Annotated in this window: 22 protein-coding genes and 2 riboswitches; of the genes, 1 reads left to right on the top strand and 21 read right to left on the bottom strand. The window is 27.4% G+C overall.

Features of this window, described 5'->3' with window-relative positions; genetic code table 11:
* Window positions 1-107 precede the first annotated feature (107 nt).
* The gene (locus tag NWE74_RS16035) at window positions 108-806 is read right to left on the bottom strand and encodes a hypothetical protein (protein ID WP_258243974.1); all 699 of its coding nucleotides are present in this window, start codon (window positions 804-806) and stop codon (window positions 108-110) included.
* Between the two features lie 524 nt (window positions 807-1,330).
* Here NWE74_RS16035 and NWE74_RS16030 point away from each other — a divergent pair.
* A complete protein-coding gene (locus NWE74_RS16030) occupies window positions 1,331-2,617 on the top strand; it encodes a dicarboxylate/amino acid:cation symporter (RefSeq protein WP_258243973.1) in 1,287 nt (428 codons plus the stop codon).
* Window positions 2,618-2,682: 65 nt separating this feature from the next.
* Here NWE74_RS16030 and NWE74_RS16025 read toward each other — a convergent pair whose 3' ends face one another.
* From NWE74_RS16025 to NWE74_RS15930, 20 genes are all read right to left on the bottom strand, one after another.
* The gene (locus NWE74_RS16025; protein ID WP_258243972.1) at window positions 2,683-4,689 is read right to left on the bottom strand and encodes an ABC transporter permease; all 2,007 of its coding nucleotides are present in this window, start codon (window positions 4,687-4,689) and stop codon (window positions 2,683-2,685) included.
* On the bottom strand, window positions 4,679-5,446 hold the full coding sequence (locus tag NWE74_RS16020) for an ABC transporter ATP-binding protein (protein WP_258243971.1): 768 nt from the start codon (window positions 5,444-5,446) through the stop codon (window positions 4,679-4,681). Before NWE74_RS16020 ends, NWE74_RS16025 begins: the two co-directional genes overlap by 11 nt.
* A gap of 100 nt (window positions 5,447-5,546) precedes the next feature.
* A complete protein-coding gene (locus tag NWE74_RS16015; RefSeq protein WP_258243970.1) occupies window positions 5,547-6,503 on the bottom strand; it encodes a sensor histidine kinase in 957 nt (318 codons plus the stop codon).
* An 83-nt stretch (window positions 6,504-6,586) separates the two neighbouring features.
* The gene (locus NWE74_RS16010; RefSeq protein ID WP_258243969.1) at window positions 6,587-7,255 is read right to left on the bottom strand and encodes a response regulator transcription factor; all 669 of its coding nucleotides are present in this window, start codon (window positions 7,253-7,255) and stop codon (window positions 6,587-6,589) included.
* Between the two features lie 143 nt (window positions 7,256-7,398).
* Window positions 7,399-8,049 (bottom strand): fructose-6-phosphate aldolase, encoded by a 651-nt coding sequence (gene fsa / locus NWE74_RS16005; protein ID WP_258243968.1) that lies wholly within the window; start codon window positions 8,047-8,049, stop codon window positions 7,399-7,401.
* Between the two features lie 392 nt (window positions 8,050-8,441).
* Window positions 8,442-9,014, bottom strand: a complete 573-nt coding sequence (locus tag NWE74_RS16000) for a xanthine phosphoribosyltransferase (RefSeq protein WP_258243967.1) — start codon at window positions 9,012-9,014, stop codon at window positions 8,442-8,444.
* Between the two features lie 187 nt (window positions 9,015-9,201).
* Window positions 9,202-9,303: riboswitch (purine riboswitch) on the bottom strand.
* 82 nt (window positions 9,304-9,385) lie between these two features.
* Complete coding sequence (locus NWE74_RS15995) at window positions 9,386-9,862, bottom strand: hypothetical protein (protein WP_258243966.1); 477 nt, start codon at window positions 9,860-9,862, stop codon at window positions 9,386-9,388.
* A gap of 110 nt (window positions 9,863-9,972) precedes the next feature.
* The gene (locus tag NWE74_RS15990) at window positions 9,973-11,064 is read right to left on the bottom strand and encodes a hypothetical protein (RefSeq protein ID WP_258243965.1); all 1,092 of its coding nucleotides are present in this window, start codon (window positions 11,062-11,064) and stop codon (window positions 9,973-9,975) included.
* Window positions 11,065-11,385: 321 nt separating this feature from the next.
* On the bottom strand, window positions 11,386-12,528 hold the full coding sequence (gene grdD, locus NWE74_RS15985) for a glycine/sarcosine/betaine reductase complex component C subunit alpha (protein ID WP_258243964.1): 1,143 nt from the start codon (window positions 12,526-12,528) through the stop codon (window positions 11,386-11,388).
* 13 nt (window positions 12,529-12,541) lie between these two features.
* Window positions 12,542-14,074, bottom strand: a complete 1,533-nt coding sequence (gene grdC, locus NWE74_RS15980) for a glycine/sarcosine/betaine reductase complex component C subunit beta (protein ID WP_258243963.1) — start codon at window positions 14,072-14,074, stop codon at window positions 12,542-12,544.
* A 139-nt stretch (window positions 14,075-14,213) separates the two neighbouring features.
* Window positions 14,214-15,563 carry a glycine reductase complex selenoprotein B gene (gene grdB, locus NWE74_RS15975; RefSeq protein WP_258243962.1) on the bottom strand — a complete coding sequence of 450 codons (1,350 nt, stop codon included), beginning with the start codon at window positions 15,561-15,563 and terminating at the stop codon, window positions 14,214-14,216.
* Between the two features lie 22 nt (window positions 15,564-15,585).
* The gene (gene grdA / locus NWE74_RS15970) at window positions 15,586-16,065 is read right to left on the bottom strand and encodes a glycine/sarcosine/betaine reductase complex selenoprotein A (protein ID WP_258243961.1); all 480 of its coding nucleotides are present in this window, start codon (window positions 16,063-16,065) and stop codon (window positions 15,586-15,588) included.
* Between the two features lie 77 nt (window positions 16,066-16,142).
* Window positions 16,143-17,429: a glycine/sarcosine/betaine reductase component B subunit gene (locus tag NWE74_RS15965; protein ID WP_258243960.1), complete on the bottom strand. Its 1,287-nt coding sequence runs from the start codon at window positions 17,427-17,429 to the stop codon at window positions 16,143-16,145.
* Window positions 17,430-17,566: 137 nt separating this feature from the next.
* Complete coding sequence (trxA, locus tag NWE74_RS15960) at window positions 17,567-17,884, bottom strand: thioredoxin TrxA (RefSeq protein ID WP_258243959.1); 318 nt, start codon at window positions 17,882-17,884, stop codon at window positions 17,567-17,569.
* A gap of 127 nt (window positions 17,885-18,011) precedes the next feature.
* The gene (gene trxB / locus NWE74_RS15955; protein WP_258243958.1) at window positions 18,012-18,977 is read right to left on the bottom strand and encodes a thioredoxin-disulfide reductase; all 966 of its coding nucleotides are present in this window, start codon (window positions 18,975-18,977) and stop codon (window positions 18,012-18,014) included.
* A 194-nt stretch (window positions 18,978-19,171) separates the two neighbouring features.
* The gene (locus NWE74_RS15950) at window positions 19,172-19,543 is read right to left on the bottom strand and encodes a GrdX family protein (protein ID WP_258243957.1); all 372 of its coding nucleotides are present in this window, start codon (window positions 19,541-19,543) and stop codon (window positions 19,172-19,174) included.
* 100 nt (window positions 19,544-19,643) lie between these two features.
* Window positions 19,644-19,750: riboswitch (glycine riboswitch) on the bottom strand.
* 313 nt (window positions 19,751-20,063) lie between these two features.
* Window positions 20,064-21,212: an ABC transporter permease subunit gene (locus NWE74_RS15945; protein WP_258243956.1), complete on the bottom strand. Its 1,149-nt coding sequence runs from the start codon at window positions 21,210-21,212 to the stop codon at window positions 20,064-20,066.
* Window positions 21,213-21,227: 15 nt separating this feature from the next.
* Entirely contained in the window at window positions 21,228-22,109 is an 882-nt protein-coding gene (locus NWE74_RS15940) for an ABC transporter ATP-binding protein (protein WP_258243955.1), read from the bottom strand.
* Between the two features lie 13 nt (window positions 22,110-22,122).
* Window positions 22,123-22,986, bottom strand: a complete 864-nt coding sequence (locus tag NWE74_RS15935) for a hypothetical protein (RefSeq protein WP_258243954.1) — start codon at window positions 22,984-22,986, stop codon at window positions 22,123-22,125.
* Window positions 22,946-23,533, bottom strand: a complete 588-nt coding sequence (locus NWE74_RS15930; RefSeq protein ID WP_258243953.1) for an RNA polymerase sigma factor — start codon at window positions 23,531-23,533, stop codon at window positions 22,946-22,948. The genes NWE74_RS15935 and NWE74_RS15930 overlap by 41 nt, the downstream gene beginning before the upstream one ends.
* Between the last annotated feature and the right edge of the window lie 62 nt (window positions 23,534-23,595).

Here is a 23,595-nt window from a genome sequence, read left to right as displayed (position 1 = left end):
TAATTAAGGCACTACGTGGGTGCTACACTTAATATAGCAACTACTTAGTCCGTTGCGTAAAAAACCTACCTCAAATATGAGATAGGTTTTTAAAAACTTATTTTATTTTATAAAGCTAATTCAAGATATCCACTTGGGTGGAAGTAGTATATGCTAGCTGTATTTTTATCAACAAAGAATCCTAAATCAGTATCGTAATCTGGGAAGAATACATATCCACTTAATCCTCTTTGGATTAATGCTTGAAAGCTGTTTTCATCACCTTCATATGTAAATTGTACATCTTTTTTATACATTTTTAATACTTCTTGAGCTTGTTCTTTATTTAATACATCTATAACTTCTACTTTACTTTCATCTTTAACTTCTTCTTTTTTAGGTTCTTCTGTAGTAACTCGTTCTTTTTCTACATTTTGTTGTTCTTCTTTAACTTGTACATTGTTTTCTTCTTTTACAACATCTTTGTTTTCTTCTTTAGGTTGTTCTTTTTCTACTTTATCTATTTTAACTTCATCTTTTACATTTTCTTGTTTTTGAGTTGTTTTTATTTTATTTACTTTATTTACAACATTATTGTTTGTTTCTATATTTTGAGATTTAACTTCTTTTTTTTGTTCTTTTGCTACTGTTTCATTTTTTTTTACTATCGGTTTGTTAGTTATTTCTTTATTAGTGCTGTTTTCATTAGTTTGAGCTTGTTCTATAACTTGGTTACTATTATTACCTTGTGCAAATATATTTGCCACTGGATTTATAAATAATAATCCTCCACATAATATTGATAATGCTGTTATTGCTCTTTTCATTTTCATCCCATCCTCTACTATTATGATTATATGTAAAAATTCAACTAACTTGTTTCTTAAATCACTATTTTGTATTTAGTTTATTGAATTTGGTTTATCTCTTTTCTATGATTTAATATTATCATAATTAATTTACATACAACAGTTACACGGCTGTTACTTTAGATTACAAATTCGTTAACTAAGTTACAGCCGTGTAACTTTATATATATTTTTTACTATTCCCTATCCTTTTATGATTTTTTTTTAAAAAATTATTCATTTTTCAAACAGTAAAGTTTATTATCCACTTCTTTATTTTATAATCACAAATAATAAATTCCAGTTTTTATTGTAAGCTTACAACTTATATTTGTGCGTATTTTTTTAAGTTATATATATTTAAACAAGACACTCTGAATTCATCTTACTTTTTTGATTTTTGAAGTTATTTTTTTTTAACTTGCATTTTAATAATCTCACTGTTATTATAAAACATATATTTTTTATATTATTAGATAAAAATTTAATTGTGGGGTGATTTTATGAAAAAACAATTAGGACTTACTAGTAAAATTTTTATAGGTATCCTTTTAGGAGCTATTTTAGGTTTAATTCTTAAAAGTGTACCTGATGGCACTATTAAAAATACCATCCTTCTAGATGGACTTTTAAAAGTAATGGGTAGCGGCTTTATAAATGCTATAAAGATGCTAGTGGTTCCATTAGTGTTTATATCATTGGTATGTGGCTCGTCTTCTATGGGTGATGTTAAAAAGCTTGGTAGAATAGGAATTCAAACTTTCTGTTTTTATTTAGTTACTACTGCAATTGCTATCTCTTTAGCATTAGTCGTTGGTAAACTAATAAATCCTGGAATTGGTCTTGATATGTCAAATTTAATAACTCAAAAACCTACTATAGGTGAAAGTAAGCCTTTAGTTGAAGTTATTTTAAGTATAATTCCTACAAATCCAATTCAATCATTAGCAAATGGAGAAATGTTACAAATAATACTATTCTCTTTATTGCTTGGTGTATCTATGAGTGTAGTTGGTAAAAAAGCTGACCCATTGAGAAAACTTTTTGAATCTGCTAATGAGGTTTGTATGAAAATGGTAAGTATAATAATGTTAGTAGCTCCTTATGGGGTATTCGCTTTAATAGCTAATACTTTTGCTACTACAGGATTCGATGCTATTTTCTCATTACTTAAATATATGTTTGCAGTTTCTTTAGCATTAATTCTGCAAGTTGTTATTGTTTACTCAGGTATGGTTAAAGTTTTTACTGGACTTAAATTAAAACCATTTTTCAAAAAATTTGCAGGGGTTGCAGCTGTAACTTTCTCTACTGCTTCAAGTAATGCCGCACTTCCTTTAACTATTGAAAGTATGGAAGAATTAGGAGTTGATAATTCAGTAGCTTCTTTTACACTTCCATTAGGTGCTACAATCAATATGGATGGTACTGCTATCATGCAAGGTGTAGCTTGCGTATTTATAGCTCAACTTTACGGAATTGATTTAGGTATAAATTCATTCCTTACAATAATTTTAACTGCTACTTTAGCTTCTGTTGGTACTGCTGGTGTTCCTGGTGTCGGTATGATTACTTTATCTATGGTATTAACTTCTGTCGGACTACCAATAGAAGGTGTTGGCCTTATAATGGGTGTTGATAGACTATTAGATATGGCACGAACTACAATTAATGTTATGGGGGACTGTGCTTGTACTTTAGTGGTAAGTAATAAAGAAGGTGAATTGGATAAATCTATGTACTATAAAGAATTCCCTCAAAACAGTAAAATCAGTAAAATAGGAGCTTAAACATAAAAAAGTATTATTAATTAATAAAAATTAATAATACTTTTTTTCTGTTTATAAATTTTAATTTATGACTTACTATTAACTATTCTCTTATAGCTATTATATGTTATTACAAAATAAATTCCATATATAACTAAAATAGAACCAATTGTAATAAGATTATTTTTTACGGGATTAATATCACCAAATATTTTAACAAAATCATTTGCTACTTTTATTCCAAATATACTATGTATCAATGCTAATATTATAGGTAAGCAAAAATACATTAGTACTTGAATAAATATTGATTTATTTATCATCTCAGAGCTTACACCGAGCTTCCTTAAAATTTTATATCTACTTAAACTTTCATTAGCTCCTGATAATTGGCTAAGTGCAAGTACTGCTGCACCAGCTATTAAAAATACCATGCCTACATAAATCCCAATATATAAAAACATATTTGCAGTTCCTATACTACTATCATAAGAATCTATTTTTCCATATGTATATATATCAAGGCCTTGAATTGACTCGGATTCACTTTGTAAATCATCAAATTTCTGTAATATTTTTTCTTCAGCTGCAGCTTCAGCCCCTGTTAAATTCAAACTTAAATAATTTTTAGATACTTTTAAGCCTTCAGTATATTTATCATTAACTATTAGTGTCAACATATTCATACTCTGAGGTGAAGTATATATAGCCTCATATTCACTATATTTTTTTAAATTAAATTCTTTATTGTTAAGATTTAGAGTTTTATATTGAGATAAATATTCTTTTATTGCTTCTTTCATACGTCCTACATCACTTAATAATAAAATTTCATTATCTTTTAAAACAATCTCCTCTTTACCTTTTATTTTATTTATCTTGTTATAATCTGATAATTTTAATACTTCTACATTTAAGTTTTTTATAAAATTAAATTGTTGTTTCGAAATTTCACCCAAGTTATTTTTAAACATTTCTCCAAATGTTATGTCACCTCTATATAAGTTATAATCAACCAACGCTTTGCTATATTGATTTATATCAAAACCATTTTCTCTTAATAGTTCGCTTAAATTTCCATTTACTCCTTTTCTAGCTTCAAAAGATACATCGAAAGGAGTTTTAAATTGTATTGATTCTTTCAAAGATTTCTTTGTTCCTAATCCTGCTGATGTCATTCCTATTGCTACAAATAGCATTATACATATTATACTCATAGATACATAGTGAGTATTTATCTTACTATTTAGTTGTCTTAGTGTGAAAGTATTTAAATTTTTAAGATAATAATTTTTACTATTTTGAATAACTATTATTAAAAATCCTGCTAATGCTCTGAAAAATAGAAGTGTTCCTAAGATACCTAAAGCTATATAAGTACAATTTATTCCTCCATCAGAGTATATTAATTGTTCTCCCAAAGTTGATTTATAAGCAGTGCATAAGCATATTATTGATAAAACAAATAATACTGCTGATATAATTAAATTACTGCCTTTTAATTTTTCGCTACGTTTTTCATTATTTATTAAATTTATTAATTTATATCTAGATACGATTACAAAATTTAATAAAATTATAACAATGAACATTATACTAAAATATAAAGTTGTTTTTAAACAAGCATCTTTCGAAAATATAAATTTATATTTGCCCATATCTGATTCAAACATTTTAGCGGTTATGCTAGCTAATCCCTGCGATAAGAACACGCCTATAAATATCCCTACTGCCAATGATACAATTCCTATTAATAAAGTTTCAAAGAATAGCATATATGATATTTTATTTCTACTGATACCTAATGTCATATAAATACCAAATTCTTCACTTCTTCGCTTTATAATAAAGTTGTTTGCGTACATAATTAAAAATCCTAAAATAAATGATACAAATATTGATACATAAGACATAATCTCAGTGAGTAACTTAGCTTGTGCCCTTTTGCTTTGTGTTAGTTCTATCATTGCTGTTTGAGATTCTAGTGAATTAAATATGTAAAATATACAGACTCCTATTACTAAAGTTAAAAAATATATGCTATAGTCTTTCATACTCCTTCTTACATTTCTAGAAGATAGCTTAAATAACATTTTCAGTGTCACCTCCAAGAAGTGTAACTACTTCTATTATTCTTTTAAAGAATTCTTTTCTATCATCATTGCCTCTTATAAGCTCATTAAAAATTTTACCATCTTTTATAAACAAAATCCTTTTGCAATAGCTTGCAGTAAATGCATCATGTGTTACCATGATTATGGTTGATTTTAAACTTTTATTTAAATTCTCTAAGCTTTCAAGGAGTATTCTTGCAGACTTAGAATCTAATGCTCCTGTTGGTTCATCTGCAAGTATAAGTGATGGATTAGTTATTATCGCCCTAGCTGATGCTACCCTCTGTTTTTGGCCTCCAGATATTTCATAAGGAAATTTACTTAATATATCGGATATATTTAATTTGTTTGAAACTTCTTTAACCTTTTTATCTATATCTGCACCTTTTACTCCTATGACAGATAATGCTAATGATATATTTTCATATACAGTTAACGTATCTAATAAATTAAAATCTTGAAATATAAATCCTAAATTTTCACGTCTATACTTTTCTATACTTTTTCTTTTTAATTTCGTAATGTCTTTATCCTCTATATTTATACTCCCTGTTGTTACATTATCTATTGTAGATATACAATTCAATAAAGTTGTCTTACCACTCCCACTAGGACCCATAATACCAACAAATTCTCCCTTATCTACTTCAAAAGAGATGTTATTTATTGCTTTGGTAAGATTTTTTTTATTACCATAATATTTTTCTATATTTTTTACTTGTAACACTGTGTTCATATTTTACCTCCCTGTTTACTTTATACTTATAGTTTATATAAATTAGAGGTTTATTTTAATAACTTAAACTTACACAAAACTTACATAAATGTAAGTTTTACTATATTTTAGTCATATTATTTTGTGGAAATGTTATTTTGACAGTTGTGTATTCATTTATTTTAGAATTTATATCAATACCTAAATACATTTTGCTACATAATTTTTTAGAAATATATAAGCCCATTCCGGTAGATTTTTTAAACTTTCTTCCATTTAATCCTGTAAAACCTTTTTCAAATACCTTGTATAAGTCTTTTTCATCTATTCCAACCCCATTATCATTTATGTATAATTCTATATTATTGATGTTTTCCTTAATATATATCTTTATTTTCGACCCTATTTTTTCAAGTTTTCTGTTCGTTTTATAATTACCTATATATTTAATAGAGTTTATTATTATTTGATTTAATATAAATTCTAACCACTTACTATCACAGTAAATAAAGCTTTCAAAGTCATCTATTTCTATTGAAATCCGATTTTCCCTTATTATTCTCTTATTTCTTTTTATTACATTGTTTATACATTTTCTTAAACTTATTTTTTTTATTATATAGTCAATTTCAAGTTCATTACTTTTTGAATAATACAAAACTTGTTCAATGAAACTTTCTATTTTTTCTATTTCTTCTAATATACTTAATGTCTGTTCATTTTTATTATTTTCTATTACTAATTTACTTGATGATATAGGTGTCTTTATTTCATGAACCCACATTTCTATGTATTCTTTATATTCAGCTTGAGAAAATACATATTTATTCACTTCTTCATTCATAGCTTTATCCGTTATACTTAAAACATCATAAAGTATTTTACCATCAAGGAATTTAGGTCTATGTATTAAAACAGGTAATAAGTATTTCTTATCTAATTCTTCTAAAATATTTAAAACTTCTCTATAATAATTAGCTTTTTTAATATAATCATATACAAATTCAATGCTGTTTAATATAGTCCATAAAATCAATATAAAATATATAGTTATTTTATCTATTTGTAGTAAATTCAATATATAAACCAAAAACATTATAAACACTAATCTTAAAATTATAGAAATTTGTATATCTTTAAAATAACTTTTTATATCCATATTTATGGCATTATATAGCCGATCCCCCTTCTAGTTTGTATATAGTCTTTGCAATTTATAGTTTCTAACTTTTTTCTAAGCCTATTTATGTTAACAGTTAATGTATTATCATCTATAAACACATCCAGATCCCACAAATAATCCATTAAGTCCCCACGAGATACTATACTCCCTTGCTTTTTCATTAAACAATTAAGTATTTTAAATTCATTTTTAGTTAAATCTAATTCCTTACCCTCAAAACATATACTATTTTTAACTAGATCTAACTCTAACTTTTTATATTGGATAATCTCTAAACAACTTTTTTTATATGTTCTTTTTAATATTGAACTTATATGTGCAAGAAGTATTTGAGTATTGTAAGGTTTTGTTATAAAATCATCGGCACCTAGCGTCATACTCATAAGTTCATCCATTTCTGTTTCTCTACTAGTAACTACTATTATTGGAACATCTGATTTTTTTCTAATTTCTCTGCATATATAATATCCATCATATATAGGCAAGTTAATATCTAAAAGTACTATATGCGGTTTTTCATTCAATGTATCTGTAACTATATTTTCAAACTCTGTCATTACTACAACTTTATAATTATAGTTAGCTAAAAAATTTTTTAATTCCTCTCTTATTTTTTCATCATCCTCTATTATAATAATTTTCTCCAATACAACCCCTCCAATTATACATAATCATTAGATATTATATCAGTTAATCTTATAATTATCTAATCCAATAAAAAATAGACCATTTTAATATAGTCATAAAATCTATATTAAAATGGTCTATGTATTTATATTATTTTTATTTATTATAATTTTAATGAAGCGCCTTCCCAGTCTTTTATAAAGCTTTCTATACCTTTATCTGTTAAAGGATGTTTAGTCATTTGCTTTATAACTTTTAGTGGTACAGTTGCTATATCTGCACCTATTGTAGCAGCTTGAGATACATGTATTGGATTTCTAACACTTGCAACTATTATTTGAGTTTCTATGTTATTAGCATTAAATATTTCCACTACTTCTGCTATTAAATCCATACCATTTTGCCCTATATCATCTAATCTTCCAACAAATGGACTTACATAAGTAGCCCCTGCTCTAGCTGCTAAAAGAGCTTGAACTGAACTAAATATTAATGTAACATTAGTCTTTATTCCTCTTTGTGATAATATTTTAGTAGCTTTTAATCCTTCTTCTGTCATAGGTAATTTTATAACTATGTTTTTATGTATTTTAACTAACTTTTCAGCTTCAGCTACCATACCTTCAGCATTTAAACTTATTACTTCAGCACTTATTGGTCCATCAACTATTTCAGTTATTTCTTTAACTACTTCTATAAAGTCTCTTCCTTCTTTAGCTATTAATGATGGGTTTGTAGTAACTCCACAAATAACGCCTAAATCGTTAGCTTCTTTTATTTCTTCTATGTTTGCTGTGTCTATAAAAAATCTCATTTTATAAACCCTCCTAGTTTAAATTTATATGTACTATATAATATTCATTAATATTTAACAATTATTAGTATTAACCTATGTTTATTAAATATTCTAAAAATGTGTCTAATACTTACATTTTCTACATAAATAACTATATCATATTATGGAATTTTTTTCTTGTTAGTTTTTTATCTAACTATTATTTAAAATAAAATTTTAGCTATATCTATTTTATATATTTTTTTATATTTTTATAAACGGCTCTATAAGTACCATTCTAGATATATTGATATTACTTTTATTCTTATTGTTTTTTTAGTAATTATTTATTATAGTTTTGTTAATAAAAAAACAGACGTTTTGTGAAAATTTAATCACACTCCATCTGTTTTATATTTTATTTAATAAAATTACTTAAAAGTTATTACTCCATTTTCAATCGACTCAAGTATAGCTAATGATTCTAATTTTACACCTTCTTCTTCTAAAAGTGATCTACCTTCTTGGAATCCTTTTTCTATAACTATACCTATACCTGCTAGATTCGCGTTAGCTTGGTCTACTAAGTCTTTAAGGCCTAATGCCGCTCTACCATTCGCTAAGAAATCATCTAATATTAGTATATTTTCACCTTCATGCAAATATCTTTTAGATACTTTTACACTATATTCTTTTCCTTTTGTAAATGAATATACCTTTGTTTCATAAACTTCTTTATCTAAATTTTTAGATTCAACTTTTTTTGCAAATACAACAGGAACATTTCCAAAATGCTGAGATGCTATAGATGCTATCGCGATTCCAGAAGCTTCTATTGTTAGTATTTTATCTATTTTTCCATCTGCAAATCTATTTTTAAACTCTTTCCCTATCTCATTTAAAAATGCTATATCTAACTGATGATTTAAAAAGTTATCTACTTTTAATATGTCATTTCCAGACACACGACCATCATTTAGTATTTTTTCTTGTAATAATTTCATTTTAAATCTCCTCCAAAGTTTTAGTATTTATATTATTAATCCTTTATATTGTTTTGAATTAAACTAGGAGCCTAAATTTTAAATTATATTTGACATTTTTATATTGTAAAAAAACTCCTGTCTATAATAAGACAGGAGTTTATAAGTCAAAATAAAAGTATAGCATTAAGATAGTATTTATCTATTAATACTATTTTTAAACTCCTGTAGTCAAGCCATTTACGGTAGCCTGGTAGAAACATTTGAACCTTATTTTCAAAAATATACAGGTAAATATATTAATTATTTCTTCTAATTATATATTATACTTTTATTTTATTCAATAAATACTTCAGATATATTAATATTTTATTGTAATTTATATAAAAATATTAATTTGTTGTTATCTTATATTCTACATCTATAGGTATTAAAATAGTAACCTCCTTTTTTTGACTCCATGATTGGTAGTCTTGTACTAGAGTTCCTTTAACTTCTTTATAAACAGGTCTTATATGTAAGTATGTATCCTTTTTTTTATTAATTTTTATATCTTCTTTCTTATCAATCATTAGAGCATCTTGCCATTTAGATCCTAATACTTGGCTGATTGCATCTAATTCATCTTTATTTAATTCTATACTAGTTCTAGGATTGTATGATTTTTTGATGTTCATAGTCAATTTACTTTCTTTTTTTAAGCTTAAATTCTCACCAATTTTCTCAAATTCTCCAGTTACAATATTTCTTGAATGCTCTTCAAACTTTAAATCATAATAAGGAAGAGCACTAGCTTTTAATATAAAACATCCTGACATACATACTACAGCTATTGCAATTGTAATAACTTTAGTTAGAATTTTTTTCATAGTCTTACTCCTTTATACTTTAATATATATTTATAATGTGTAGTATATTTTTAAATATTCAATATGTATAATATAATAAGCCATCTAATTTTATAAGATGGCTTATTTTTTTAAACTTTATAATTTATCACTTCTTGCATGGCTTCTTTTATTACTTCATTATATATGGGGATTGACTCAAAGACTATTTTTAATTCTACAAACTTTTCTTGAATTTCTCTTAGTAAATCTAGTTTTATTTCATCTTTACAATCTTTACATTCTTTTATATTTATCTTTAATTGATTCAAATAAATATAAATTTCATTCATTATTTCATTACTCTTATTTATCTTTTCTTCCATTTTAATAGTTTGGCTATACATTAAATCACAATAATTAATAACTTTTTCATATTTTATTATATTATTTATGCACTCTTTAACATCAGCATATTTTTTTTCAATTTCTTTTATCTCTTCATATAGTTCTTCTTTTGTTGAATTTTTTAAATTAATATTTTCTTGTTTTTCTTCAGTTTTATTAGGATTAACTTTTTTTTCATCTTCTATATTAGCTATACAACCAATAATTTCTCCTACCTGTTTACCTGCCTTGGCTGGATTTTTTTTAATATAATAAAATATACCTGATGCTATAGCTGTTATTATAGTGCTTGCAACTTGTACATTACCTTTTTGATTTTTTAGTATAGATTCAATTATATTGTTCTTTTCTTTTACAGTTTCATTAGTTTGTTCTACAGATTTATCAAGTTGCTTAAGTACATTTAATTGAGCTTTATTTGATTTCAATATTTCATTTTCAGCTTCTGCATCTATCTTATTTATTATATTAGAGCTCATAGTCTCCATATTTATATGAGAATATTCCTCTAAAACTTTAACTAAATCACTTTTATCATCATTACTTATACTACCAGATGATTCCAAATCATTTATTGTTTTATACACCCTTTTTAAAGTTTCATCATACTCAATTTTATACTCGCTTTTCCCAGTTAAAATGTATAATTTATTAACTTGAGCCATAACATTAATATCTGTCCTAAATTTATCAATAAGAACTATACTTTCAGTATGTGAATTGCTTTCATTCACATATTTTGATACTTTTAAACTATTATTATATACATATATATTTAAAGACACTAAAAAAATAATTATAGTTGACCATATTGTAACATGTAGTTTTTTATTCATTTTAATCACCTAATACAAGTCTTTATTTATATATATGATATTTTATTACTTCAATTGATTAATTTTTTAAATTATACTATTTATTTTTCTAAAAAATTTACTTTACTTAATTCATTATATGGGTATTACTTCATATATTTCGTAAAAAATTCGCTTCGCTCATAGCGCCAACGACTTAATCCGTTGCTTAAAATGTAATTTTTTACCCTAGTCACAATGTTTGATATTACTCAGTTACAATAATTATCCACATATTCTAGAGTATCACAATTTCCTTAAGCGTAAAAAATGACTAGATATAATCATATCTAGTCATTTTTATTACTTAGCTGTGTATCCAGCTTTTAATAAAATCTTAACAGCAATTTCACCTTTAGCTTCATTTACCAATACTATAGGTCCTGTACATCCCATACCGCTATCTGCATATACATTATTTTTCCATAGTTCTTTTACGGCTTCCTCTAAATCCATTATATCTATTCCCGATATTTGAGTAGTAACAACTTCTTTTTCAGGACATTTTACTTCTTCGCTAGTCTTTACTTCCTTTTTTGTTGTACTTGATATAATTTCATCAAACTTAGCTTTTTTAGCAACTTTAAACTCATTTTTAGCTATTTGACTTACATTTCCTTTAGCTACATCATAAGCATATTTTAAAGCATTTGCTACAACTGGTGTTCCAGATGCTCTTGATAATATAAGTATTTTTCTATTATAATCTTCTCCTACACCAGGCCCATATCCATATCCACTAGACTCATAATCTCCACCTGTCGTAAACGAAGAAAATACCTTCATAAATATATTTCCGCTTAATGTATCTGTAACCATAACATCTGGTGCTCCTGCTAATAAGTCATTACCTCTCATAACACTTCCACCATCTGCTCTTATTGACTCCGCAAACTCTAAATCATATCCATTTTCTTTTAATTCTTTCAAACACTTCTCAACTTGTCTTGCTCCATCTACATTAAGAATTCCAACCTTAGGTTTTTTTATACCTATACTTTTTGCTGTTGCTACTCCATATATAGCATTTCTAACCATTGACTCTATTCTATTTGTAGCGCTTGTACCTGTAGTTGTAGCTAATATCATTTCCTTACCTTTTCCAGGTGTTATTACTCTACCTACTGTAGATACACCTATTGGAAAATTATAATGCATAGTAACACAAGCATCTATATATCCACTATCTAATAACTCTTCCATTTTATTATGCATATCTTTTTCACAATTAACTTCTACTATTTCAAGATCAGTATCAACTTTAGGTCCTATCAAAACTATATCAAATAAATTAGAATTTGCTAAGTTAGCTCCATTTACTAAATTAACTACTCCATGTTCACTTCCTAAAGTAGTTAATCCTATTTTTACTTTCTTCCCAAATTCTCCACTTTCTATTGCATTAGCTACCTCTAGGAGAGTTTGCCCTATTATTTTCTTAGACATAGTACTTCCCCCCCTATTCTTCTATCATATCTAATGCCAGTTTTCTAAGAGCCTCTGCTATAATTTTTTTAACCTCGTCCTTAGATACTCCACTAGATTCTTCTTCTACTCCATTATTTCTTTCAACTATAAATGATACACCGTCAAATAAATTAGTCATTCTTCCTAAGAATAAACTACCTTTACCTACTATCATAGCTCTATTTTTATCTCCCATAGTTAAATCATCTATACAGAAACCTACATATGGAACACCTGATGGTATATGACCTTGAGTCGGTGCCCATCCTGGAAGTCCTTTGTTAGCCACAAAGTCTTTTAATTCTTTCTTTTCTAAATCTCCACGCTTAACAGCAAGTGCTCCTATCATTTTATAGTTAGCTTCAGGAACATCCCCTGCACCAGCCGGTTTTGTTATATCAGGATTTTGCATTTCAACAGAGAATACATCTACATCTGTTATTTTTAGATTAGCTCTATCTAATCCACTTGTTATAAGTGCAGTCATAACAGCCTGAGGAGATGAACCAGTTCCAACATTATGTTTTCCAACTAGATCAGTTCTAATTATTGGATTTATACCATCATTTTCAGATACTAATACTGCAAATCCTCCTACCACATCTTCTAAAACTGGAAGACCTTTTTTGATATGGTCTTTAGCATTCATTCCCAGTTTTGCACTAGCTCCACCAGCTACAACTACTACATTTTTATAAACACCTGATTTAACAAGAGCTGCTGCTTGAATTAGTGCATGTGTAGGAGCTGCACAGAATCCTCTTGTATCTGATCCTGTAGCATTATTATAACCTGCTATTTCAGCTATAGATTTTGCAAAGTTTCCTCCGCCTCTTTGATTTATGTCTCCACACGCCTCTTCTGAACACTCTATTACATAGTCAATATCTAATGGATTTATTTTACTACTTCTTAATAAATGTATTGCTGATAAAACTCCCGATGCTTTAACTACTAAATTCTCAAACATTGTATGGGCATTTAAATTAACATCTACATCATGAGCTCTTTTAACATATCCGACCATCTTACCTTCATGATACAGACCTTCTGCTGTATGGTTGTTTACTAATTCTAATCCTTCTTCTATATTATCACCCTTTAATTTAGCTATAAATTGATCTAACTCAGGGTAGTTATTTTCTAATTTAGGTTTTACTTCATTTATAAATCCTTCACATAATTTTACTAAATCAAATGCATCACATATTTGCATTAAAGCTATAAATTCATCTTGAGGCATTATCTCTCCTAATTTTCCAAATCTATTTCCTTCTACTTTTTCATTGCACCAAGGCATTGATATATTTTTTAATTCTTCAGGTCTATTATTCCCTATGTATACTTGATTTGGCATATAGTTTACTACATCTTCGTAGTTTCTTATATTATTATTTATCTCTTTTAGAAATTCAGAATCTGGATTTGTAGCTCTTTCAACATTACATGTACTACCATTTTGTACTATCATATCTGGAGTATGAATAAGTACGTAACTTGCACCTTTTAAAACTGGATAAGACATAAGCGCACCCCCAATAATTTTTACATACATATTCAGCACCGAAATTAAGAGGTGCTGGTGATTATCATATATTTTCACAAATAGATGGACCATTAAGTCCATCTATTTGCTATATATATTTATTTAAACATTTAATTTTTTATGCCATTGCTCTAGGTTTTAATGAAGATGTATCTGGATTTTCAAATACAGTTTGGTCATCTACTTCTGTAGTTAAAGCAACTAACGCTTTTTCTACTAATCCTCTTCTTAATGCTTTTTCTTCTCTTTCATCAAGAGCAGGATTTCCAAGTGGATGTGGTATTGCTATTGTTGGAACTATTCTATTTGCTCCAACTGTTAAAGATATAGGAACTACTGTACACATATGAACTACAGGAACTTCCATAACTCTTTCTATTTCTTTTACCATCGTTGCACCGCAACGAGTACAAGTGCCTCATGTAGAAGTTAAGATAACAGCTTCTACACCTGCATCTTTTAATTTATTACCTATTTCATTTGCATATTTTTTTGCATTTGCAACAGCTGTACCATTTCCAGTAGTTGTATAAAAAATTTCATGTAATTCTCCTATTAATCCTTCCTTTACCATATCTCTAACTACATCAACAGGTAAAACTCTGTCTGCATCTAAATTAGCATATACTGGATCATATCCACCATGTGCTGTTTCATGTGAATCTTCAGTTAAATTATCAAACCCTGCTAATGAATATTCACCATACTTAGATGCTGAAGAAGACTCTATTCTATCAGGATTTCCTTTTGGTACTATACCACCTGAAGTTACAAGTGCAATTTTAGCATTTGATAAATCTTTTAATGCTTTAGCTGGATTTACTCTATCAAATACTGGCATTGGGTACTCAGTAACAAATTCTTCCCCTTTTATTTTCTTTATAAGCATATCAACAGCTCTTTTTGATCCTCTATCCTCATGGAAGAAGTTAACTCTTAATCCTTGCTCTATATATCCTTCTTCTTTAGGAGAACCTAGTTTTTCTCCATTAGCTAGTTTCTGTGCAAACTTAGCCATTTTAGGAAGTGCCTTTCTCATCCCTGCAGCTGAATCAGATGTTTCCATTATATAAACATCTTTTTTAAACATATCTGCACCTGGATTTTCTACGTACATCCCTGTAAAACAAGGTATGTTTAAATTTTCTTTAACTACTTTAGTTATAGCTCCAGCTGCTACTCCATATCTACCAGCATTAAATGCAGGACCTGCTATGAAAAATTCTGGATTAAATCCTTTTATCATGTCTAATACTTCTTTACTTGCAGTTTCTAGGTTTTCATTAAAGTATGTATCTCCACATACAACTGTTCCAACTACCTCCATATCTTCACCTAACAACTTATTAAGTTGTAAACTTATTGGCGGTAATTTCTCTGCTATATGTGGTTTAGTGTCAGCTTTTTCTTCTCCACCAATTCCAGCAAAGAATTGATTTATATAATGAACTACTCTTAGTTTTCCCATACATTTCACCCCTTTTGTTCAATTAAGCATTAAACTTACAGAATTGATCTCTCATGCTAGTCATTTCTTCTACTATTTCATCTACTTCCAGTACCATTTCCATCATACTTATTTGTTCATCATAAACAGCATCATCAAACTCTGCTTTCATTTCTTCTTCTACAACATGATAAACTCTAAGACCTAATTCAACTCCAGCAAGTGGACCTGCAAATGTTGGATCTCCTGCTGTTACTGTCTCTGCTGCAAGACCTGCAGCTTCGGCTTCAGATGCACCTAATAAAACCACTAAGTTATCAGCTCCATGCTTTTCGCAAGCTTCTTTAACTCTTTTTTGGTTTTCTAAGTCCATAGCCCCAGCAGCCGTTCAGACAAAACATTCTGTTGAAGAAAATATTACTTCTGCTCCTTCTACGGTTTTTACACATTCTTCTATGGCAGGTCCTGGTATACCATCACGGTCACCTATTATAAGGACCTTTTTATTAGCAAGTATGCTCATAATTATCCCCCTTTAATTTTTATGTTTTAAATTTTATACTTTAGATATTTTAATATATTTTTTAATTCATATATCTACTAATAAGTAACTGTAGATAATTTTCCAAATCCTGTTTCATTTGTAGCACCAGTTATAACTTGTATTTCTGCTTCTATACTTCCATCTTCTCTTAAACTTCCAGCAAATCCACCTGCTATAACATCCACAACTTCTATATGGCCTATTACTTTATCCATCTTCGGTAACACTACTAATTCATTTGCATTTCCGCCTGTAACAACTGCATTAGCTCTAACATCAGCATCTGCAAGTGATTGAGAACCTCCATCACGTCCTGCATATTCATCAGTTACTATAACTGTTTTTATATCTTCCATTTCTATTTTTTTGCAGTTCATTATAAGATCTGTATCTGGATTTCCGAAACCTTCTTGCGATATTATAACTGCATCTAATCCTAAGTATTTGCATAATTTTGCAGTCCAGTTAGAAGATCTTTCTTTATCTGCAAGGTATACGTTTTCATTAGTTGCAATTACACCTACAAAGTTTATTTCTTTTCCGTGTTGCTCATATAAATCTTCTACTACAGAGTTATTTATATGAACATATGAAGGGTTTTTGTCACATGCAGAAACACAGTTTCCACTAACTATTGCTCCATCCATAAGCTCAGTTGGATAAAGTAATGTTGGAACTATTTGCTTTGCATCAACTCCATACACATATGTATCATGAAGTAGACCTTGAGTTTGAAGCATATATACATATCCTACTTTAGGAAGATCTGGATACTCTGCTATTGATTCTAATAATGGCTTAGTTTCATAAACTTTAACTTCATTAGGTTCTACATTTCTACCAGCTTCTCCTAGATATGTTGCTGCTTTAAATCCTATCATTCTAACAGCTTTTTCATGATCATGTTGTTTTAATCCATCTACTGGCTCTGCTATAACTACTATATTGTGTAGTTTTGAGAAAGGACAATAATCAGCACCAGGTCCCATCATATCTATTATACCTTCTTGGAAACCAACTATCTTACCTGTAGTCACAACTGCACAACCAGAAAGAGCATGAGTTTTTCCAGTCCCTACCGTTTCAACTTTTGATATTATACCAGGGAATATCCCTCCCTTACCTTCAACTTTAACTCTTGGCTCTATAACATCTTTTACAGGTGTTATTCTTACACTTTCCCCTGGATGAACTAAATCTATATCTATAGATTTTATATGTTCATCTCCACCAATTTCTTTAAGCATCTCTTCTTTATTAACGTATAAAACGCCATCTTTAACTTCTGTTACTTCACCAAATTGAACGTCATTTATAAAGATTTTCCCTAACTCAAGACGCATACGTGCACCCCCTAATTTCCATTTATTAATTTTTTAACAAACCATTCTTTACAACTAGCTCATTTAAATACAAGCTAGTTGTAAGTCATCTATAGAAACTTGAGATATACTCAAATTTATAGCAAATTAATCATTAACTATATATATTTTTTTATCATTTCCTCTATATTAGATCTTGTTGCATCATCTTTAGTTACTTCATCTATCTTAGCTCCATCTTTATATATAGCTATAGTTGGAAGTCCTAATACTTTTTCTTTTATAGCTAATCTTCTTGCTTTAGTTGTATCTAACTTGCAGAATTTAAAATTATCAGCATATTGAGTTGCTAATTCTTCTACTTCTGGAAGTAATGCTTTACAAGGCTCGCATCCTTCACTCCAGAAATCTACAACTACTACTCCTTCATGTTTTAAAACTTCCTCTTCAAAAGTATTCTTGTCTAAAGCTATCATAATTAAATCCCCCTTAATTCTATAAATATTTAGTATAACCACTAAATTATTGAATTTATAATTGTAGTGTTTATACATATCTATTATCTTATTTTAATTTTAATAACTATATTAGGTTTGATTTTCTTTAAATAGTCGAATCAGCTAAATCCCAGTTTTTACTTTCTAAATACTTTTCTGCATTTATAGTAGCTACAGCTCCATCACTAGTTGCTGTTACTACTTGTCTTAGAGTTTTTACTCTACAATCTCCAGCTGCAAAAACACCGTCTATATTTGTTTTCATATCTTCATCAGTTATTATGTATCCTATTCTATCTGTGTCTATCTTCTCTTTAAATATTTCTGTTTGAGGAATTAATCCTATGAATACAAACACACCCATTGTTCCATCTTCTTCATCTGCTTCATATTCAGTAAGTTCTCCTGTTAATCTGTTTTCAAATACAACTTTTTCTACTATTCCATCTCCTATTATCTCTTTTATAGTTGTATTAAACATAAAGTTCATCTTAGGATTTTCTTTAGCTTTTTCTTCTATAGATTTTGCACAAGTTAACTTATCCTCCATTTGAACAATAGTTACTTTTCTTGCAAATTTAGTTAAAAACATACCTTCTTCAACTGCACTATTTCCTCCACCAACTGCAAACACTTCTAAGTCAGTAAAGAAATCTCCATCACAAGTAGCGCAATAAGATACACCTTTTCCTGTTAACTCTTTTTCCCCTGGTGCTCCAAGTTTTCTAGGAGTACATCCTGTAGCTATAACTATTGCTTTTCCTCTATATTTTCCCTTTTCTCCCTTTAATACTTTTATGTCAGAATTTAAATCAGCATCTACTATATTATCTTTCACCATTTCTGCTCCAAAGCCTTTACATTGTTCAACCATTCTTGCTATTAGCTTAGGTCCACTTGCATCTTGTATAGATCCTGGATAATTTGCTACATCATGTGTTGTAACTATTTGTCCACCTGTTTTACCTTTTTCTATTATAAGTGTTTTAAGCTTCGCTCTAGCTCCATAAAGACCTGAAGAAAGTCCTGCTGGTCCTGAACCTATTACAATTAAATCATATATATTTTCCATTCATTTTCCCCCTTTTATATTTAAATTAATATGCACTATAGTATATTATTGATATTTATATAATATAATTTTTTCATTATATAAAAATTTTGTTATATAAATATGTATAAACTTAAAGCTGTATTAATTCAAATAAAATGTAAATATATTCAATTGTAATTAAATCTAATATTTATTTAAATTTAATTATAATTTTATAAGTATTGAATTCTTTGCAAGGTATTTTGTAAAATATCTAAATCAATGACTCTAAAATCTTCTATAACTTTGTTTGGCCAATTTGGAGTTTTTTTATTATTTTGGAATTTACTTGATGTAACTATTGCTTCTTCTATTAAATGTAATGAATTTGTATCTAGATTATTTCCCTTTTTCATTATTATACTTCGATATGGTGTTTCATTTGGCTTTACGCTTCCGTAAAGAGGATGAGATAAAATTTCATACCCCTTATGAACTAGATCTCTGCACTCTTTTAATACTTCTATGTATGTTATATCTTTATGCACTATTTCTTTGTCTGGAATTTGTGATTTAACAATTGGATTATTCGTAACAATTATCATGATATTCTCTCACTTTCACAACTGTATATTTTTCGCATAAAAAAACAGAGAAAACAAATTCCCAATTTGTGCTCCCTGTTAATATATTTTTTCAGAGGTCCGTCTAGATATGGTGTTTGTACCTGAGAATTTCATTTAATTAAATTGGGTACTTAATTAAACTTGTCCCTTCGGTCACTTATAAAAGTTGTCTCCCATATCCTTCACTCGGATATTTAATTTTTATTTATATTTTCTATCTTTTATAAGATAAGTATATAAACTTTCTATAATACTTTCAACAACTTTTTAAAAAAACTTTATTATTTTTTTCGAGTTGATTTTTCATGTTTTAAGCAAATTTATAAATTTATTTTAGTGTTTGTTTATTTTTTAACATTTATTTAGTTTTATTACTTTTTTATATTATAATCTAGACTCTTTTATAAATAAAATTTCTTTATTTTATAATTGTTAGTTGTCAAAAATAAAAAAGCAACTTCATATAAAGCTACTTTTTTATCTTATTAATATATTTAAATTATATTGCCTGTTTTTTTCCAAAATGTATAATCATATAAGTTACTATTGGTATAAGTATTAAAGATATAGTTACAAGTAAATTAGCATATAACACTGGATTTCCAAAAATATTATATGTGTCTGTATTACGGAATAATGCTTCTACACTTATAAGTTCCTCTAAATTTAATTGTCTAAATATAATTGCAAGTTGTTTCGTTGGCATAAATGAACATATAAAAACTGGTACAGAATATATACCTAAAGATATTAACATTGATAGTATATTATTTTTTACTAATAAAGATATAAGCATTACTAGTAGTGTAAATAAAATAATTCCTATAAAACTAAACATTAATCCTCTAATATAATATTGTATTACTGTAATATTATATGGAGTTGCCTCAAAATATCTTAAGCTATTTAAAGCTTGATTCCATCCTTTAAATTTATCAAGTGCAATATAGCTTAAAAATACGCAATTTACAAAAATAAATATTATTGTGCTAAAAATTAATGATGATAGTATTTTTGAAGTTATAAGTTTATTTTTTCCTAACTTCGAGCTTAATACTAACGGTACAGTATTATTTTGATAATCACTACTAAATATAGTGGCAATTCCTACGATAACTAATATTGATAAAAATGGAGCTATCCTCTGAAAATCAGCACCATATATCCATTCCATCTTGTAATGATATGTTTGAGCTTCTTTTTTATCTATCAGGTTATATATATATTCCATATTTTTATATTCAAATGTATCAGTTTTGCCTTCTTGATTTAATTTATCTAAATCTTTTTTAAGTTCACTTTTTTTATACTCTCTATCTCCAACCACATAATCTGGATCAATATCTAAATTATAATCAAAATTTAATATACTGCTAAGTACAAATTCTTCAGCTGAAAGATTATCTTTTTTTCGAAGTTTTTTTTCATAATCCTCATGTTCTTTTATTCGTTCTTTTGTTAAAACTTCTCCTTCATAAGGAGATACAATTTGTTGAACCTCTTCTTTATTTTTTATACCATTAAATTTTAACATTCTTGCATCTCTATAAATTGAAGAACCCATAGACCATAATACTGCTAAAAGTAATACCCACACCATTTTTTTTGAAAAAATTTTTCCTATTTCAAATTTAATTAATTCTACCATGTTTATTCATCCCCCTTAAAAAGTTTTATTTTCATCAAAGTAATATAAAAATACATCTTCTAAATTCGGATGCTCTTCTTTATATTCAAATCCTAAATTTTCAAATTTTTCATCCCCTACTACTCTAACTACAATATTTTCTTTATCTCTTGATATATTAGATATTTTAAATCTATTTTGTATTTCAAGTAGCTTATGTTCTTTAATCTTTATACTATGTACTTTGCCTTTTATTTTATCTACCATCTGATTTGGAGTTAGTTTTTCTACTAGGACTCCGGCTTTCATAACTAGTACTTCATTTGCAATAAATTCAACATCTGAAATTATATGAGTTGATAAAATCACTATTTTATTTTTTGATATATTAGCTATTAAATTTTTAAATCTTATTCTTTCATTTGGGTCTAGTCCTGCCGTTGGTTCATCTAATATAAGTATCTTCGGATCATTTAATAGAGCCTGTGCTATACCGAGTCTTTGCTTCATACCACCTGAAAACTTACCAATTTTCTTTTTTCTATGTTCGTCTAAATTAACAAACTTTAGTATGTCATCAATCTTTATTTTAGCTTCTTCTTTTTCTATTCCTTTTAATGCACTTATATACAGTAAAAATTTCTCTGCACTAAAATTTTTATAAAAACCTATATCTTGAGGTAAATATCCTATTAAATCTCTATAATCTGAACCTAACTCATTTTTATTTTTACCATTAACTAATATTTGTCCCGAGCTTGGATTTGAAACATCTGCTAAGATTCTCATAAGAGTTGTCTTACCTGCTCCATTAAGTCCCAAAAGACCATATATTCCATTGTTTAATGTTACAGTAAAATCATTTACTGCCAACTTATCTTTAAATTTTTTACTTACCCCATTTATACTTAATTCCATTTATATTCCCCTCCTAAAAATCACAATTTTTATAGTCTGTATAATTTATAGACATTTTATAAAATAACTTTGATGCATAAACAGTTAAAATTATTGAAACAATTAACATAAATATTATTGTTAGATTATCTATAGTTAATATATTTTCAATAGTTTTTTCATCTATAGTAGCAGCTTGAATCATCCATATCACTACACATACACCAATGCTATTACTATTTCTATATAAAGAAACTATAACTAATGAAATAGCTGATGTTACAAACATCGGTATTAGTGATAACTTAATCATTTTTAATAGACTTATTTCACAGTTTGTATTATATAAAGCTACAGTCATTATCAAACTTATTAATATAGAAAAAATCAATATAATTACTAGCTTGCATAAAAGTGTTTCTTTCAATGAATACTTATAACTCAATTCTAACTCCCATACATTTTCTTCTTTACCTTTAATTAACTCAAATATTCCAAGTAAAACTGGTATTGGAGACATTATTATAGCACTAGAATATATATTAAAATTAAATTTCTTTGTTGCTATTACACCTAAAAGTATTATTACTAGTGATAATATCCAATAACTTTTACTCACTAAACTTATATTAAATTCGGTTAAATTAAATATTGATTTTATATTTCCTATTAAGACTTGTTTTAATTTTATTGCAATACTTTGTTTAGCTTGTTTTGGTATATATTCTCTGAGTATATCAATAGTATTTTCAATTTTTTCATCATCTACTTTTTTAACAATGTAGCTATCTAAAAATAATTCTATTTCTTTTAAATCCTCATCTATTAAATTATCAAATTCAATATCATTTAAATCATCATAGTTTAGAGTGTAGTCTTCTCCCTGAAATTTCTTCATTTGAATCACCTCCAAGCATTTTTTTCAAATTTTTAACACCATTAAATAATCTTGATTTTATGGTATTTTCATTTTCTCCTGTTACACTACTTATTTCTCTAACTTTTAAGTCTTCATAATATTTTAAAAGTATTGCTTCTCTTTGAAGATTTGGTAATTTATGAATAGCTTGTCTTATTTTATTAGCATCTTCTTTTTTAGATAGAATGTCTATAACATTTTTATCATCTTTTATTTCATGATTATCTATATCTTGCATTTCTTTTCTCTGTTTATATATAGGACTTTTAAAATAGTCTTTATTTGTATTTATTGCTATTTTTAAAATCCAATTTTTAAAGTTACCCTTATCATTGCTAAACTTATCTATATTTTTTATAACTTTTATAAATACTTCTTGGGTCAAATCATATGCTAAATTATAATCAGACGTATTTCTATAAATGAAACTATGTACAAGATCATAGTATCTTTTCACTATTATTTCCATTGCACTTTCATTTCCATTTAGTATTTGATTGATTAGACTTTCATCACTTTGTGCCAAATTTATTCCCCCTTTCACTTATATAACGAGGTATGTTGAAAAAAGGTTTTATATTTTTCAAC

The organism is Romboutsia lituseburensis, assembly GCF_024723825.1.
Classification (GTDB): Bacteria; Bacillota; Clostridia; order Peptostreptococcales; family Peptostreptococcaceae; genus Romboutsia_F; species Romboutsia_F lituseburensis_A.
Note: the sequence above shows the minus strand (reverse complement) of the source record. Positions and strands in the feature narration are given on the sequence as shown.